Annotated in this window: 17 protein-coding genes; 6 read left to right on the top strand and 11 right to left on the bottom strand. The window is 67.2% G+C overall.

The window, feature by feature from the left end; translation table 11 throughout:
• Window positions 1-16: 16 nt before the first annotated feature.
• The 7 genes from hpf to ABC319_RS11865 all read right to left on the bottom strand — a co-directional run bounded on the left by hpf (window position 17) and on the right by ABC319_RS11865 (window position 4636).
• Window positions 17-616, bottom strand: coding sequence for a ribosome hibernation-promoting factor, HPF/YfiA family (gene hpf / locus ABC319_RS11895; RefSeq protein ID WP_413070435.1), 600 nt, complete (start codon window positions 614-616; stop codon window positions 17-19).
• A gap of 48 nt (window positions 617-664) precedes the next feature.
• Window positions 665-1360: a DNA polymerase III subunit epsilon gene (dnaQ, locus tag ABC319_RS11890; protein ID WP_413070434.1), complete on the bottom strand. Its 696-nt coding sequence runs from the start codon at window positions 1358-1360 to the stop codon at window positions 665-667.
• A gap of 8 nt (window positions 1361-1368) precedes the next feature.
• Window positions 1369-1962 carry a dephospho-CoA kinase gene (coaE, locus tag ABC319_RS11885; protein WP_413070433.1) on the bottom strand — a complete coding sequence of 198 codons (594 nt, stop codon included), beginning with the start codon at window positions 1960-1962 and terminating at the stop codon, window positions 1369-1371.
• A 10-nt stretch (window positions 1963-1972) separates the two neighbouring features.
• Window positions 1973-2785, bottom strand: coding sequence for a shikimate dehydrogenase family protein (locus ABC319_RS11880; RefSeq protein WP_413070432.1), 813 nt, complete (start codon window positions 2783-2785; stop codon window positions 1973-1975).
• Window positions 2786-2791: 6 nt separating this feature from the next.
• A complete protein-coding gene (locus ABC319_RS11875; RefSeq protein ID WP_413070431.1) occupies window positions 2792-2956 on the bottom strand; it encodes a hypothetical protein in 165 nt (54 codons plus the stop codon).
• 241 nt (window positions 2957-3197) lie between these two features.
• Window positions 3198-3788, bottom strand: coding sequence for a Maf family protein (locus ABC319_RS11870; RefSeq protein ID WP_413070430.1), 591 nt, complete (start codon window positions 3786-3788; stop codon window positions 3198-3200).
• Between the two features lie 11 nt (window positions 3789-3799).
• On the bottom strand, window positions 3800-4636 hold the full coding sequence (locus ABC319_RS11865; RefSeq protein ID WP_413070429.1) for a pyruvate, water dikinase regulatory protein: 837 nt from the start codon (window positions 4634-4636) through the stop codon (window positions 3800-3802).
• 329 nt (window positions 4637-4965) lie between these two features.
• Between ABC319_RS11865 and hemE the strand changes: the two genes are divergently transcribed.
• Window positions 4966-5988 carry a uroporphyrinogen decarboxylase gene (gene hemE / locus ABC319_RS11860; protein ID WP_413070428.1) on the top strand — a complete coding sequence of 341 codons (1023 nt, stop codon included), beginning with the start codon at window positions 4966-4968 and terminating at the stop codon, window positions 5986-5988.
• Window positions 5985-6437, top strand: coding sequence for a CopD family protein (locus ABC319_RS11855; protein WP_413070427.1), 453 nt, complete (start codon window positions 5985-5987; stop codon window positions 6435-6437). Before hemE ends, ABC319_RS11855 begins: the two co-directional genes overlap by 4 nt.
• A 4-nt stretch (window positions 6438-6441) precedes the next feature.
• Here the strand turns inward: ABC319_RS11855 and ABC319_RS11850 are convergent, their stop codons facing one another.
• Both ABC319_RS11850 and ABC319_RS11845 read right to left on the bottom strand, forming a co-directional pair.
• Window positions 6442-6924, bottom strand: a complete 483-nt coding sequence (locus ABC319_RS11850; RefSeq protein ID WP_413070426.1) for a hypothetical protein — start codon at window positions 6922-6924, stop codon at window positions 6442-6444.
• A 6-nt stretch (window positions 6925-6930) separates the two neighbouring features.
• Complete coding sequence (locus ABC319_RS11845) at window positions 6931-7128, bottom strand: hypothetical protein (RefSeq protein WP_413070425.1); 198 nt, start codon at window positions 7126-7128, stop codon at window positions 6931-6933.
• Window positions 7129-7458: 330 nt separating this feature from the next.
• Here ABC319_RS11845 and rho point away from each other — a divergent pair, with 330 nt between their 5' ends.
• Both rho and ABC319_RS11835 read left to right on the top strand, forming a co-directional pair.
• Window positions 7459-8715, top strand: coding sequence for a transcription termination factor Rho (gene rho, locus ABC319_RS11840; protein ID WP_413070424.1), 1257 nt, complete (start codon window positions 7459-7461; stop codon window positions 8713-8715).
• A gap of 265 nt (window positions 8716-8980) precedes the next feature.
• Window positions 8981-9712, top strand: coding sequence for a TerC family protein (locus tag ABC319_RS11835; protein WP_413070423.1), 732 nt, complete (start codon window positions 8981-8983; stop codon window positions 9710-9712).
• Between the two features lie 90 nt (window positions 9713-9802).
• On the opposite strand, the gene ABC319_RS11830 is transcribed toward ABC319_RS11835, so the two are convergent.
• Entirely contained in the window at window positions 9803-9970 is a 168-nt protein-coding gene (locus ABC319_RS11830) for a YegP family protein (protein ID WP_413070422.1), read from the bottom strand.
• A 79-nt stretch (window positions 9971-10049) separates the two neighbouring features.
• Window positions 10050-10751, bottom strand: a complete 702-nt coding sequence (locus ABC319_RS11825) for a dienelactone hydrolase family protein (protein WP_413070421.1) — start codon at window positions 10749-10751, stop codon at window positions 10050-10052.
• 93 nt (window positions 10752-10844) lie between these two features.
• Between ABC319_RS11825 and ABC319_RS11820 the strand changes: the two genes are divergently transcribed.
• Both ABC319_RS11820 and mnmE read left to right on the top strand, forming a co-directional pair.
• Window positions 10845-11081, top strand: coding sequence for a DUF6489 family protein (locus tag ABC319_RS11820; RefSeq protein WP_413070420.1), 237 nt, complete (start codon window positions 10845-10847; stop codon window positions 11079-11081).
• A 10-nt stretch (window positions 11082-11091) separates the two neighbouring features.
• Window positions 11092-12372 (top strand): tRNA uridine-5-carboxymethylaminomethyl(34) synthesis GTPase MnmE, encoded by a 1281-nt coding sequence (mnmE, locus tag ABC319_RS11815; RefSeq protein WP_413070419.1) that lies wholly within the window; start codon window positions 11092-11094, stop codon window positions 12370-12372.
• Window positions 12373-12425 lie beyond the last annotated feature (53 nt).

Raw genomic sequence — 12425 nt, 5'->3', positions numbered from 1 at the left:
AAGCGCGCGCTGCGCGTCAGGTCGCGGCGCCGGCGCTGACGCGCTGCGGCTCGACCCAGCCGATCGTGCCGTCGCCGCGACGATAGACCATGTTGTACGCCCCCGTTCCCGAATTGCGGAACATCAGGGCGGCGGTGTTGCGCAGGTCGAGCATCATCACCGCGTCGCCGACGCTGGCATCGGGGATGTCGACGCGGGTCTCGGCGACGATCAGCGGCGCATCCCCCGCCTCGTTCTCGTCGGTCGATTCGGCGAACAGGGTATAGCCTGCATTGTCGTATCCGCTCGCCTCGGCCAGTTCGACCGCGGCACTGGCATTGTGGTCGCGCAGGCGGCGCATGTAGCGGCGCAGCTGCTTCTCGATCTTCTCCGCGGCGCCGTCGAACGACGGATGCGCGTCATGTGCATCGTGCCGCCCCTTCAGGACCAGCCCCTTCATCACATGTGCGACGATGTCGCACTTGAAACCGACATCATGCGGGCCCTTGCCGAAGGTGACCTCGGCGGAAATGGCGCGGCTGAAATACTTGTCGGCGATACCCTGGAGCCGGTCGGTGACATGGGCCTTGAGCGCATCGCCCGTTTCGACCTGGTGACCTGAAATCCGGATATCCATCTTCTTCTCCTTGGACGGGACGGTCCTGTTGGCTCCGTCCGTGCGGCGTCATCCGGACGCCACGGCCCCCCAAATCGGATCGCTGATCCCGGACATGAACGCGGCATGCGCCGCCAATTCTCCCTCGGGAACCGTGAAAAGGCGCGGCGGCCGGACGGGCCGCGGCGCGGATGCGACGACCGGACCGACCGACACCGCGATCGTCTCGTCGATCAGCCCCAGGCCGATCTGACGCCCGCCCATCAGCTCGACATAGACCTGCGATAGCAGCTGCGCGTCGAGCAGCGCGCCGTGGACGACGCGGTGCGAGCGGTCGATTCCGAACCGGGTGCAGAGCGCATCCAGCGTGTGCTTGGCGCCCGGATGCCTCGACCGGGCGATCTGCAGCGTATCGACCATCCGGGTACGGTGGCAGACCGGCGGGAAACCCAGCTTGCCCAGCTCTCCGTTCAGGAAACCGAAGTCGAAGCTGGCATTGTGCGCGATCAGCGGCGCATCGCCGAGAAAGTCGAGCAGCTCGGCGGCACCGGCGGCGAAGACCGGGAATTTGGACAGGAACTGCGCCGACAGGCCATGCACCCGCTCCGCATCGGCCGGCATGTCGCGCTCGGGATGGTAATAGGCGTGGAAGGTACGCCCCGTCTCGACCCGGTTGACCAGTTCGACGCAGCCGATCTCGACCAGCCGGTCGCCCTCGCTGAACTTGAAGCCCGTGGTCTCGGTATCGAAGACGATCTCGCGCATCGGGAATGTTATCGGCGCTCGCCGGGCGTCATGCAAGCGATGACGGCGCGCACGGCGGCGCGGGTCTCGTCCAGCGGGACGTCGGTGGGGATGACGACATCGGCGCGGTCGCGCTTGGCGGCATCGGGCAGCTGACGGGCGATGATCGCGTCGAATTTCGCGGCCGTCATGCCGGGGCGATCGAGCACGCGGGCGCGCTGGACGGCGGGATCGGCGGAGACGACGGCGACGCGGTCGACACGGGCGTCGCCCCCGGTTTCGAACAGCAGCGGGATGTCGAGCAGCACCAGCGGGGAGTCGGCATGCGCGGCGAGGAAGGCGGCTCGCTCCGCCGCGACGGCGGGATGGACGATCGCCTCCAGCCGTTTCATCGCCGCATCGTCGCCCAGCACCGCGGCACCCAGCCGCGCTCGATCGACGCCGGCAGGACCGGTGGTGCCGGGGAACGCCGCCTCGATCGCGGGGACGACCGGCCCGCCGGGCCCCTGCAGCCGGTGGACGGCGGCATCGGCGTCGAACACCGGCACGCCCTCGTCCGCGAACATCGCCGCGACGGTGGACTTGCCCATGCCGATAGACCCGGTGAGGCCCAGAAGGATCATAGGGGCAGGATCACGCCGTCAGCAGGGCGCGCAGCTCGTCGTCGCGGTCGCGCGGCGGCTCCTCGCCGAACAGGATGGCGAACGCGACCGCGGCCTGACCGACGAGCATTTCCAGACCGTCGACGGTATCAAGCCCCCGCGCCCGCGCAGCGGCGAGCAGCGGCGTCTCGAGAGGAGCATAGACGATGTCGTACACCACCGCATCGTCGGGCAGGGCCGACAGGTCGAGGTCGAGCGGCGGCTGGCCGGTCATGCCCAGGCTGCTGGCGTTGACGAGCAGTGCGGCGGACGGCGCGGCGGCACCGAGCGGCAGCGCCTGCCCCTTCAGGCCGAAGGAGGACAGCAGTGCCGCGGCCTTCAGCACGTTGCGGTTCAGCACGGTAACCGGGCCGGCACCGACCCGGGCGAGCGCCCACAGGATCGCGCGGGCCGCCCCCCCTGCCCCGACCACCGTCACTGGCCGGCCGGCCAGATCGAGGCCGGCGATCGGCGTCCAGAAGCCGGCGGCATCGGTATTGGTGCCGGCCAGCGTGCCGTCCGCCTGGCGGAACACGGTGTTGATCGCCCCGATCGAGGCACGGACATCGCCGGGGTCGGCAACGTGGTCGAGCGCGACGACCTTGTGGGGTACGGTGATGTTGCAGCCGCGCCAGGCCGGATCGGCCGCCCGGTCGCGGAAATAGCCGGGCAGCGCGTCGGCGGTGACGTGGTGGCGGCGATATTCGACGTCGAGACCCAGCGCCTCGGCCCAGAAACCGTGGATGATCGGGGACTTGGACTGCGCAATGGGGTCGCCGATCACCTCGGCATAAGGGCGGGTCATGACGGATCAGCCTTCGCGAATGTTGAGGAAGTTGCGGATTGCGGCGGGTGAGTGTTTCGACAGGAAAGCTGTCGTTTCGACACCGACATCAAGGGTCGTGGCGTCGAGCTTGCCGGTCGAATCGCAGCGAAAGCGCGTCTGGATCCCCGCCTTCGCGGGGATGACGAGCAAGGCGGGGAAAGCGGCGGGCCTAATACCGCGGTGGATGTTGCGACAGTCAGGCTGACGCAGTTCAATCGCTGCCGCGCCGTTCCGTCATTCCCGCGCAGGCGGGAATCCAGACGCGTACCGGCGCTTGTTCCGCGACATCGTTTCCATGGTCGATCGGGAATCACGATCGGGATCGGCCGGTGGAACGTCATCGCGCGGTTCACCCTATCCATGGATCCCGGCACTCGCCGGGATGACGAGATCACGCCGGCATCACCCCGCGTTCGCGGAGATAGCCGAGCACGGGGAGAAGCGGCATGCCCAGGACCGTGAAGTGGCTGCCCTCCAGCCGCGAGAAGAGTTGCACCCCCCTGCCCTCGATCCGGAAACAGCCGACGCACCCCGAAATCGCCGGCCACTCCGCATCCAGATACGCGTCGATGAAGGCGTAGGACAGGGGGCGGACGTGAAGGCGGGCGCGATCGACCTGGCGCCAGACGGCGCGGCCATTCTCGGCGATGACGGCGGCGCTCCACAGATCGTGGCTGCCGCCCGCCATCCGGGCGAGGTGGTCGGCCGCCTCCTCGCGGCTGGTCGGCTTGTCGAGGCGAGTGCCGTCGGCCAGCGCGACCAGCGAGTCCGAGCCGAGGACGAGCGCACCGGTGACCTGGCTGGCGATCTTCAGCGCCTTCAGCTCGGCAAGCGCATCGGCCAGGTCGCGGGGCGACAGGTGGGCGAGTGCCGCCTTGGCGGCATCCTCGTCGACGCGCGCGGCGACCGCGGTGAAGGCGACGCCGGCGGCATCGAGCATGGCGCGCCGCGAGGCGCTCTGCGAGGCGAGGATCAGATCCATCGTGCGGTCCCTCAGACGTCGGCCGCGGGGGCGGCGGCGCGGCGCTGGTTGACGAGCGACACGATCGCGGCGGCCGTCTCCTCGATCGAGCGGCGGGTGACGTCGATCACCGGCCAACCATGGTCGGCGAACATGCGCCGGGCAAAGGCGATCTCCTTGGCCACGGCCTCTTCCTCGACATAGGGGGTGTCGGGCTGCTGGTTGAGCGACAGGAGGCGGTTGCGGCGGACCTGGATCAGGCGATCGGCACTGGTCGTCAGGCCGACGATCAGCGGGTTGCGCAGCCGGTAGAGGACCGGGGGCGGGGGGCTTTCGACCACGATCGGGATATTGGCGGTCTTGAACCCGCGATTGGCCAGATAGATCGAGGTCGGCGTCTTCGACGAGCGCGACACGCCGGCGAGGACGATGTCGGCCTCCTCCCATTCCTCCCACGCGATGCCGTCGTCGTGCGCGATGGTCCACTGGATCGCATCGACGCGGGCGAAATAGGCGGCGTCGAGCGCATGCTGGCGGCCGGGCCGCGCCTTCGCCTGCTGCCCCAGCATCGCCGACAATGCGTCGCTGACCGGATCGAGCGGCGCCACCGCGGGCAGGCCGAGCGCGCCGCAACGCGTCTCGAGGATGCGCCGGGTGGCGGGATTGACCAGTGTGTAGACGACCAGCCCGGGGTTCTGGGCGATCTCCTGCAGGATGCGATCCAGATGCGCCTCGGTCCGGACCATCGGCCAGAAATGGCGCACCGTCTCGACATCGTCGAACTGCGCGAGCGCGGCCTTGGCGATGTTCTCCAGCGTCTCGCCGGTGGAGTCCGACAGGAGGTGGAGGTGGAGCCGCGTGAGGGTCATGAAGGGGAGGCCATGAAAGGCTGGGTCTCGCGGATCTGTGGATAAGTCGGGGACGAAACCTAGCGTAACCCGCCCGGTCCGCCAACCGGCCGGAACGCCGTGGACAACCCGGCATCCATCCACAATCCCGCCAACAGCCGATGGAATTGTCCACAGCCTGTGGGTAACGGGGACGGCGTGGTCGAATCGCGCGGTTTTCTGCGGGCCCCGAACCGTCAAGCTGTTGGCATTTCCGGCACCCGGGAATAAGCCCCGCAACCAACGCGCCAATCCCTACATCATCCTTTTCTAGAATCTTCTTTATAGGAAGAAGGACGCTGACCGATCCCGTGACCAAGCCGTTGCTCGCCACGCTGAAGGGCGCGTCCACACCGGTGCCGCCGGTCTGGCTGATGCGTCAGGCCGGACGCTATCTGCCGGAGTATCGCGCTTTGCGGGCGGAGAAGGGCGGCTTCCTGGCGCTGGCGACCGATCCGGATGCGGCGGCGGAGGTGACGGTGCAGCCGATCCGCCGCTTCGGCTTCGACGGCGCGATCCTGTTCTCCGACATCCTGATGGTGCCGTGGGCGCTGGGGCAGGACCTGAGCTTCGGAGTGGGCGAGGGGCCCCGGCTGGAGCCGCCGCTGGTCGACCATGCGCTGTCGGCGCTGGAACGGGCGCCGGCGCGGCTGGAGCCGGTCTATGCGACGGTGAGGGCGGTGGCGGGCCTGTTGCCGGCCACGACGACCTTCCTGGGCTTTGCGGGCAGTCCGTGGACGGTGGCGACGTACATGGTCGCGGGGCGCGGATCGAAGGACCAGGGCGAGACGCGGCGCTTCGCGTACAACGATCCGGTGGCGTTCGCCGCGATCGTCGACGCGATCGTGGGCGTCACGGTCGATTACCTGATCGCGCAGGCGGATGCCGGCGTCGAGGCGGTGCAGCTGTTCGACAGCTGGGCGGGGTCGCTGTCGCCGGCGCAGTTCGAACGCTGGGTGATCGCGCCCAATGCGGCGATCGTCGCGGCGCTGAAGGCCAGACGACCCGGGCTGGTGGTGATCGGCTTTCCGAAGGGGGCAGGGGGCAAGCTGCCCGCCTATGCCCGCGAGACCGGCGTCGACGCGCTGGGGCTGGACGAGACGGTCGATCCCGCCTGGGCGCATGCGAACCTGCCGGCGGGCATGCCGGCGCAGGGGAATCTGGATCCGCTGGCGCTGATCGCGGGGGGCGAGGAACTCGACCGGGCGATCGACCGTATTCTGGCCGCGCTGGCCGAGCGGCCGCACGTGTTCAACCTGGGCCACGGCATCCTGCCGGATACGCCGATCGCGCATGTCGAGCGGCTGATCGCCCGCGTGAGGAAACAGGGATGATCGAGATGCTGGGCGCCGCGTATCTGTGGATCGTCGCGGCGCATGTGATCTTCGTGATCTTCTGGATGGCGGGGCTGTTCATGCTGCCGCGCTATCTGGTCTATCACCAGGAGGCGCTGGCGGCCGGGCGGGCCGAGGAGGCGGCGCTGTGGGTCGATCGCGAGGCGAAGATCCGCCATATCATCCTGACCCCGGCGATGATCGTCGTGTGGGGGCTGGGCCTGACGCTGGCGACGGTGGGGCAGCATTGGGGGGCGGGGTGGCTGCACGCCAAGCTGCTGCTGGTGATCCTGTTGTCGGGCTATCACGGCTGGGCGGTCGGCTATGCGAAGAAGCTGGCGCGCGGCCAGCCGACGCTGACGGGCAGGGGGCTGCGCATGCTGAACGAGATCCCGGCGCTGGCGGCGACGCTGATCGTGGTGCTGGTGTTCGTGAAGCCGCTGGCGTGAGAACTCAGGCGCGCCGCCGATGGCGACGAGTGGCGATCCGTTCATGAAGTGATTGATGACGAGGGGGGATGACCGATCCGTTGCGGCGACCTATCGATCGTTCCAGCCGCATCTTCGCGATGATCCCCAACGGAGCCGGCGCACCTGCAACCGAACCAGTTTTCAACGCGTCGGCTGTCCAAAGTATGTCATTGGCCTGAACTGCCAGAAAGCGGAGGATGCGACCGAAAACGGCATTGTCCAACTTCTGCATCACGAGCTTCGTTCCTGGAACGGGTGACCCAAGATGGTGAAGCAGAGCAAATGTAAATTGCCCTTCAAGCCTGACCAACGCTCCTTCAAACTCGTCCAATCCATCCACGTCGTGCGCGAACCGGACAGCACTCCGAGCCGTCAATTCCGCAGGCTCCACTGCAAGAAAGGCGGCGTCTTGATCGAGCTTCTGCGGCCATCGATCAATCGGGATCTGATCGAATTGCATCACCATAGCTTCTTACCCTTGCGTGCTCTTGATGACAACGATGGTGATGATAGCAAATTCTTCATCGTCGCTGATCTTCACGCCTGAATGTCCGGCGCGCCACCGAGCCTCGTGCGGCGGGGTGCCGGGAGATGGTGGAACTTCGGTGACAAACTCGATACCCCTCCGCCCCTCGGGAAGATTGCCGACATAGGCTTGAACCTGCGGCACGTCACTGCCTCGCGGACACCGCCCCCAAAGAGTACCACTGTCGATGATGCGATGAGCATCATCGGCTGTTTGCGTTCTGCTTTTGACGCGATGGAACGGCCCGAAAATTGGCAGCGATCATACCCCCAACACCGTCTTCGATGTCGCAAGACGCGAAGGACAGAGCAACCAGTATCGTCTTGCCACTTGACGATACGTTTCGTCCTGCTTACCTCCTCATCTCGCGTAGAGCGGCGTCCTGCCGATCCGCGTTTTCTCCAGCTTTGGCCGTTTGCGCGTTCGATCGCCGGTCCCTGCTACTCCCCTGCCTGCCTGCATCCGGAAATATCCATGCATCTCAAAGACCTTAAGAAGAAAACTCCGGCCGATCTGGTGCAGCTCGCCGAGGAGCTGGGCGTCGAGAGCGCCTCGACGCTGCGCAAGCAGGACCTGTTGTTCGCCATTCTGAAGGAACAGGCGGAGCAGGGCGACCAGATCATGGGACTGGGCACGATCGAGGTGCTGCAGGACGGTTTCGGCTTCCTGCGCAGCCCCGAGGCGAATTATCTGGCCGGGCCGGACGACATCTACGTCTCGCCCAACCAGGTCAGGAAGCACGGGCTGCGCACCGGCGACACCGTCGAGGGCGAGATTCGCGGGCCGAAGGACGGCGAGCGCTATTTCGCGCTGACCAAGCTGACGAGCGTCAATTTCGACGATCCCGACGCGGTCCGCCACCGGGTGAATTTCGACAACCTGACGCCGCTCTATCCGGAATCGAAGCTGACGCTCGACCCGTTCGATCCGACGCAGAAGGACAAGTCGGCCCGCGTGATCGACATCGTGTCGCCGCAGGGCAAGGGGCAGCGCACGCTGATCGTCGCCCCGCCGCGCGTCGGCAAGACGGTGATGCTGCAGAACATCGCCAAGGCGATCACCGACAATCACCCCGAGGTGTTCCTGATCGTGCTGCTGATCGACGAGCGGCCGGAGGAAGTCACCGACATGCAGCGCAGCGTGAAGGGCGAGGTCGTCTCCTCCACCTTCGACGAACCGGCGCAGCGCCACGTGCAGGTGGCCGAGATGGTGATCGAGAAGGCCAAGCGGCTGGTCGAGCACAAGCGCGACGTGGTGATCCTGCTGGATTCGATCACGCGCCTGGGCCGTGCCTACAACACGGTGGTGCCGTCGTCGGGCAAGGTCCTGACCGGCGGTGTCGACGCCAACGCGCTCCAGCGGCCCAAGCGCTTTTTCGGCGCGGCCCGCAACATCGAGGAGGGCGGCTCGCTGTCGATCATCGCCACCGCGCTGATCGATACCGGCAGCCGCATGGACGAGGTGATCTTCGAGGAGTTCAAGGGCACCGGCAATTCCGAGATCGTGCTGGACCGCAAGGTGGCGGACAAGCGCATCTTCCCGGCGCTGGACGTCGGCAAGTCGGGCACCCGCAAGGAGGAGCTGCTGGTCCAGAAGGACAAGCTGTCCAAGATGTGGGTCCTGCGCCGCATCCTGATGCAGATGGGCACCATCGATTCGATGGAGTTCCTGCTCGACAAGATGAAGAACTCAAAGACCAACGAGGATTTCTTCGACAGCATGAACCAGTAAGGCGCCCCCGCGCCTTACTGGTTCATGCCGGCCGGCGGTGCGCAGCACTGACCGACGACGCGGGCTTTGCCCGCGGCAGGCCCGTGATAGCTGCTCCGTTCGGCCCCTGGCCAGGCAGCGGGATCCCGGATCAAGTCCGGGATGACGTGGCGTGGGTGGGGCCGTCCGGGAAAGCGGGGCGGATGGCATCGCGCGAGCGTTGCGGTATGAGCAACCAGGGGCGCGGCGGACCGTTGCCGCCAGAGACCAACCGGGAGCCACGACCTTGATCCTCACCACCCTGCTCGCCGCCGCGGGGGCCGCTGCCGCCGGCCCCGGATCGCCGGCCGAGATCTGGCAGCATATCGTCGCCGATTTCTCCAACATCACCGAACCGGCGGCGCTGGCGGCGTTCGGATCGGTCCTGATGATCGATCTGGTGCTGGCGGGCGACAACGCGATTGTGGTCGGCGCGCTGGCGGCGGGATTGCCGGCGGATCAGCGCAAGAAGGTGATCCTGATCGGCATCGGCGCCGCGCTGGTGTTGCGCATCCTGTTCGCGCTGATCGTGACGTGGCTGATGGGGATCGTCGGGCTGATCTTTGCGGGTGGCCTGCTGCTGCTGTGGGTCAGCTGGAAATTCTGGCGCGAGATCCGCGCCGGCGCGCACAATCCGGGGTCTGCCGAGGTCGATGGCGACGAGGCGGCCGGGCTGAAACCCGCCAAGAGCTTCGCAGGCGCCGCCTGGGCCGTCGCGGTGGCGGACGTGTCGATGAGCCTGGACAATGTGCTGGCGGTGGCCGGCGCGGCGCGCGAGCATCCCGGTATCCTGGTGGTCGGGCTGCTGCTGTCGGTGGCGTTGATGGGGCTGGCGGCGAACTTCATCGCGCGGATCATCGATCGCTATCGCTGGATCGCGTATTTCGGCCTCGCGGTGATCGTGTTCGTCGCGTTCAAGATGATCTACGAGGGCTGGGTCGGCAGCGGCGAGACGCTGGGAATTGCGTCGCTGTTCTGAGAGCTTGTTTGAAAACTCGCCACGGCGCGTTTCCAAACCGGATCTGGGGCCGCCACGCCGGCGCATGGCGGCCCTGGGATGCCGTGATCGTCAGACCTTGTAGACCGGCGTTGCGGACGTGGTGCTCTTTACCAGGTTGATCGCCTTGTCGCAGTCCGCCTCGTAGACGTACGACTCGCCTGACGCGATGATCTCGTGGTTGGCGGCCTTGAGCCGCCACCGCCACTGACCGGCCTGCTGGTACTTTTGAAAATACATGTCGCTCTCCATTTAGGAGATGGCGACATAGGCCAGCAGATAAGTCCGGTCAGAAGCAGACTGGTCCGTTTCGGTCGGGTCAGCCGAGATGTTCGGCGAAGAAGGCGGCGGTACGCTGGTCGGCGAGGATGGCGGCGGCATCGGAGCGACGGTTGCCGAACTCGGTGGCGAAGCCGTGGTCCTCGCCGGGATAGTCGTGGATCGTCACGCGCGGATGATCGTCCAGCCCGGCGTGCATGCGTGCCTGCGCCTCGTGGTCGACGAGGTGATCGTCCTGTGGAACGTGGAGCAGAACCGGGTGAGCGATAGCATGCTTCTCGCCCAGCAGGCCGTCGATGCCGACGCCGTAATAGCCGACCGCCGCGTCGACATCGGTTCGCGTCGCCGTCATGAAGGCAAGGCGGCCACCGAGGCAGTAACCCACCACGCCGACCTTGCCGCCGTCCGGCAGCTGATCGCGTGCGGCGCGGATCGTCGCCTCGATATCGCGGATCGCGGCATCCTGATCGAGCTGGCCCATCAGATCGAACGCCTGTTGCAGCTGCTCGGGAATGTCGGGATCCAGCTCGACACCGGGGGCGAAACGCCAGAACAGCTCCGGCGCGATGGCGAGATAGCCGGCCTCTGCCAGGGTGTCACACTTGCGCCGGATGCCGGCGTTGATGCCGAAGATCTCCTGAATGACGACGATCGCGGCGGTCGGTTCGCCGGCGGGCGTGGCACGATAGGCCGTGAAGCGATCGTTGCCGGACAGGGTATCGATGGAGATCGTATCGGACATCTGGGCAGTTCTCCGGGCGGGGCTGGTTGACGCTGGCCACCGTGCGTGGCGCTATGCGATGGGCACTGGCACATCGCACAGGGAAGGGCCGTCATGAAAGTCACGATCGAGATCGACTGCACGCCGCAAGAGGCGCGGGCGGCGATGGGCCTGCCCGACCTGACGGCGGTGCACGAGCGATACCTGCAGATGACGACCAAGGCGATGGAGGGCAATGTCCGGCCGGAGATGCTGGAGGCGATGATGCGCAACTGGGCACCGATGGGGGAGGCGGGCATGTCGTTCTGGCGGCAGCTGATGGATCAGGCGACCAAGCGGACCGGCAGCTGATCGCCGGCCGATGAGGGATACCATCTTCGCCGTTTCCAGCGGCCGTCCGCCGGCGGCGATCGGCGTTGTCCGGATCAGCGGGCCGGCGGCGATCGCCGCGGGAGAGGCGCTGGCAGGGCGACTGCCAGCGCCCCGAGAGGCGCGGCTGAGGGTACTGCGCGATGGATCGGGTGCGGTGCTGGACCGAGCGATGGTGATCCGCTTCGACGGTCCGCATACCGCCACGGGCGAGGATCTGGTCGAGCTGCACTGCCACGGCGGAAGGGCCGTGGTCGCGGCGGTCGAGCGGGCGCTGGCGGCGGTGCCGGGATGTCGGCTGGCCGAGCCCGGGGAGTTCACGCGCCGGTCGCTGGCCCATGGGCGGATCGACCTGACCGAAGCCGAGGGGCTTGCCGACCTGCTGGAGGCGGAGACCGAGGCGCAACGCGTCGCCGCCATCGCTGCGGTGGAAGGGCGGCTCAGTCGCCAGGTCGGGACCTGGCTGGACGAGCTTGCCGGATTGTCGGCGCGGATCGAGGCGATCCTGGATCATGACGATGAGGACGATGTCACCGGTGGGGAGGGCGAGATCGCAGCGATCGCGGACGGCGCGCGACGGCTGGGCAGTGCCATCGCCGCGATGGCGATGGTGCCGGGTGTCGAGCGGCTGCGCGATGGTATTCGGGTCGTCATCGCGGGGCCGCCGAACGCGGGCAAGTCGACGCTGCTCAACCGGCTGGCCGAGCGCGAGATGGCGATCGTGTCACCGATCGCCGGGACAACGCGCGACCGGATCGAGGCGGCGGTGACGCGGGGCGGCATGCCCTATCTGCTGTGCGACACGGCGGGGCTCACCCGGACGGACGATCTGGTCGAAGCGATCGGGGTCGAGCGGGCGACCGCGGCGATCGAGGCAGCGGACTTGCTGCTATGGCTCGGCGACGATCGGCCGCCGCGCGAGGATGCGATCTGGGTGCATGCGCGAGCCGACGTGCCGGGGCGGGAGGTGATACCCGCCGGACGGGCGCTCGCGATCCGGCTGGACAACGATGACGGGATCGATCGGCTGTGGTCGTCGATCGCAGACCGCGCGACGGCGTTGTTGCCGAGGGTCGACGATCTGCCCTTGCGCGAGCGGCACCGTGCCTTGTGCAGGAAAGCGGCAGCGGCGCTGCGCGAGGAGACCCGCGATCCGTTGTTGCTCGGCGAGCAGTTGCGCCGGGCGCGGGTCGATCTGGCGGCGATCGTGGGCATGGACGCGACCGAGTTGATGCTGGACGCGCTGTTCACCCGCTTCTGCCTGGGAAAGTGATGTTCCACGTGGAACCTTTTTGACCTGACGGCTTGGTGTGAGTAGGCGCCGGG

This window comes from Sphingomonas phoenicis (assembly GCF_047238005.1).
GTDB lineage: Bacteria > Pseudomonadota > Alphaproteobacteria > Sphingomonadales > Sphingomonadaceae > Sphingomonas.
The sequence above is the reverse complement of the archived record's forward strand: the minus strand, read 5'-3'. Positions and strand labels throughout refer to the sequence as shown.

What these genes read in the sequence shown, in the direction of transcription:
- hpf (WP_413070435.1), bottom strand. Translation starts at nt 616, where the DNA reads ATGGATATCCGGATTTCAGGTCACCAGGTCGAAACGGGCGATGCGCTC.
- dnaQ (WP_413070434.1), bottom strand. Translation starts at nt 1,360, where the DNA reads ATGCGCGAGATCGTCTTCGATACCGAGACCACGGGCTTCAAGTTCAGC.
- coaE (WP_413070433.1), bottom strand. Translation starts at nt 1,962, where the DNA reads ATGATCCTTCTGGGCCTCACCGGGTCTATCGGCATGGGCAAGTCCACC.
- ABC319_RS11880 (WP_413070432.1), bottom strand. Translation starts at nt 2,785, where the DNA reads ATGACCCGCCCTTATGCCGAGGTGATCGGCGACCCCATTGCGCAGTCC.
- ABC319_RS11870 (WP_413070430.1), bottom strand. Translation starts at nt 3,788, where the DNA reads ATGGATCTGATCCTCGCCTCGCAGAGCGCCTCGCGGCGCGCCATGCTC.
- ABC319_RS11865 (WP_413070429.1), bottom strand. Translation starts at nt 4,636, where the DNA reads ATGACCCTCACGCGGCTCCACCTCCACCTCCTGTCGGACTCCACCGGC.
- ABC319_RS11855 (WP_413070427.1), top strand. Translation starts at nt 5,985, where the DNA reads ATGATCGAGATGCTGGGCGCCGCGTATCTGTGGATCGTCGCGGCGCAT.
- ABC319_RS11850 (WP_413070426.1), bottom strand. Translation starts at nt 6,924, where the DNA reads ATGGTGATGCAATTCGATCAGATCCCGATTGATCGATGGCCGCAGAAG.
- rho (WP_413070424.1), top strand. Translation starts at nt 7,459, where the DNA reads ATGCATCTCAAAGACCTTAAGAAGAAAACTCCGGCCGATCTGGTGCAG.
- ABC319_RS11830 (WP_413070422.1), bottom strand. Translation starts at nt 9,970, where the DNA reads ATGTATTTTCAAAAGTACCAGCAGGCCGGTCAGTGGCGGTGGCGGCTC.
- ABC319_RS11825 (WP_413070421.1), bottom strand. Translation starts at nt 10,751, where the DNA reads ATGTCCGATACGATCTCCATCGATACCCTGTCCGGCAACGATCGCTTC.
- ABC319_RS11820 (WP_413070420.1), top strand. Translation starts at nt 10,845, where the DNA reads ATGAAAGTCACGATCGAGATCGACTGCACGCCGCAAGAGGCGCGGGCG.
- mnmE (WP_413070419.1), top strand. Translation starts at nt 11,092, where the DNA reads ATGAGGGATACCATCTTCGCCGTTTCCAGCGGCCGTCCGCCGGCGGCG.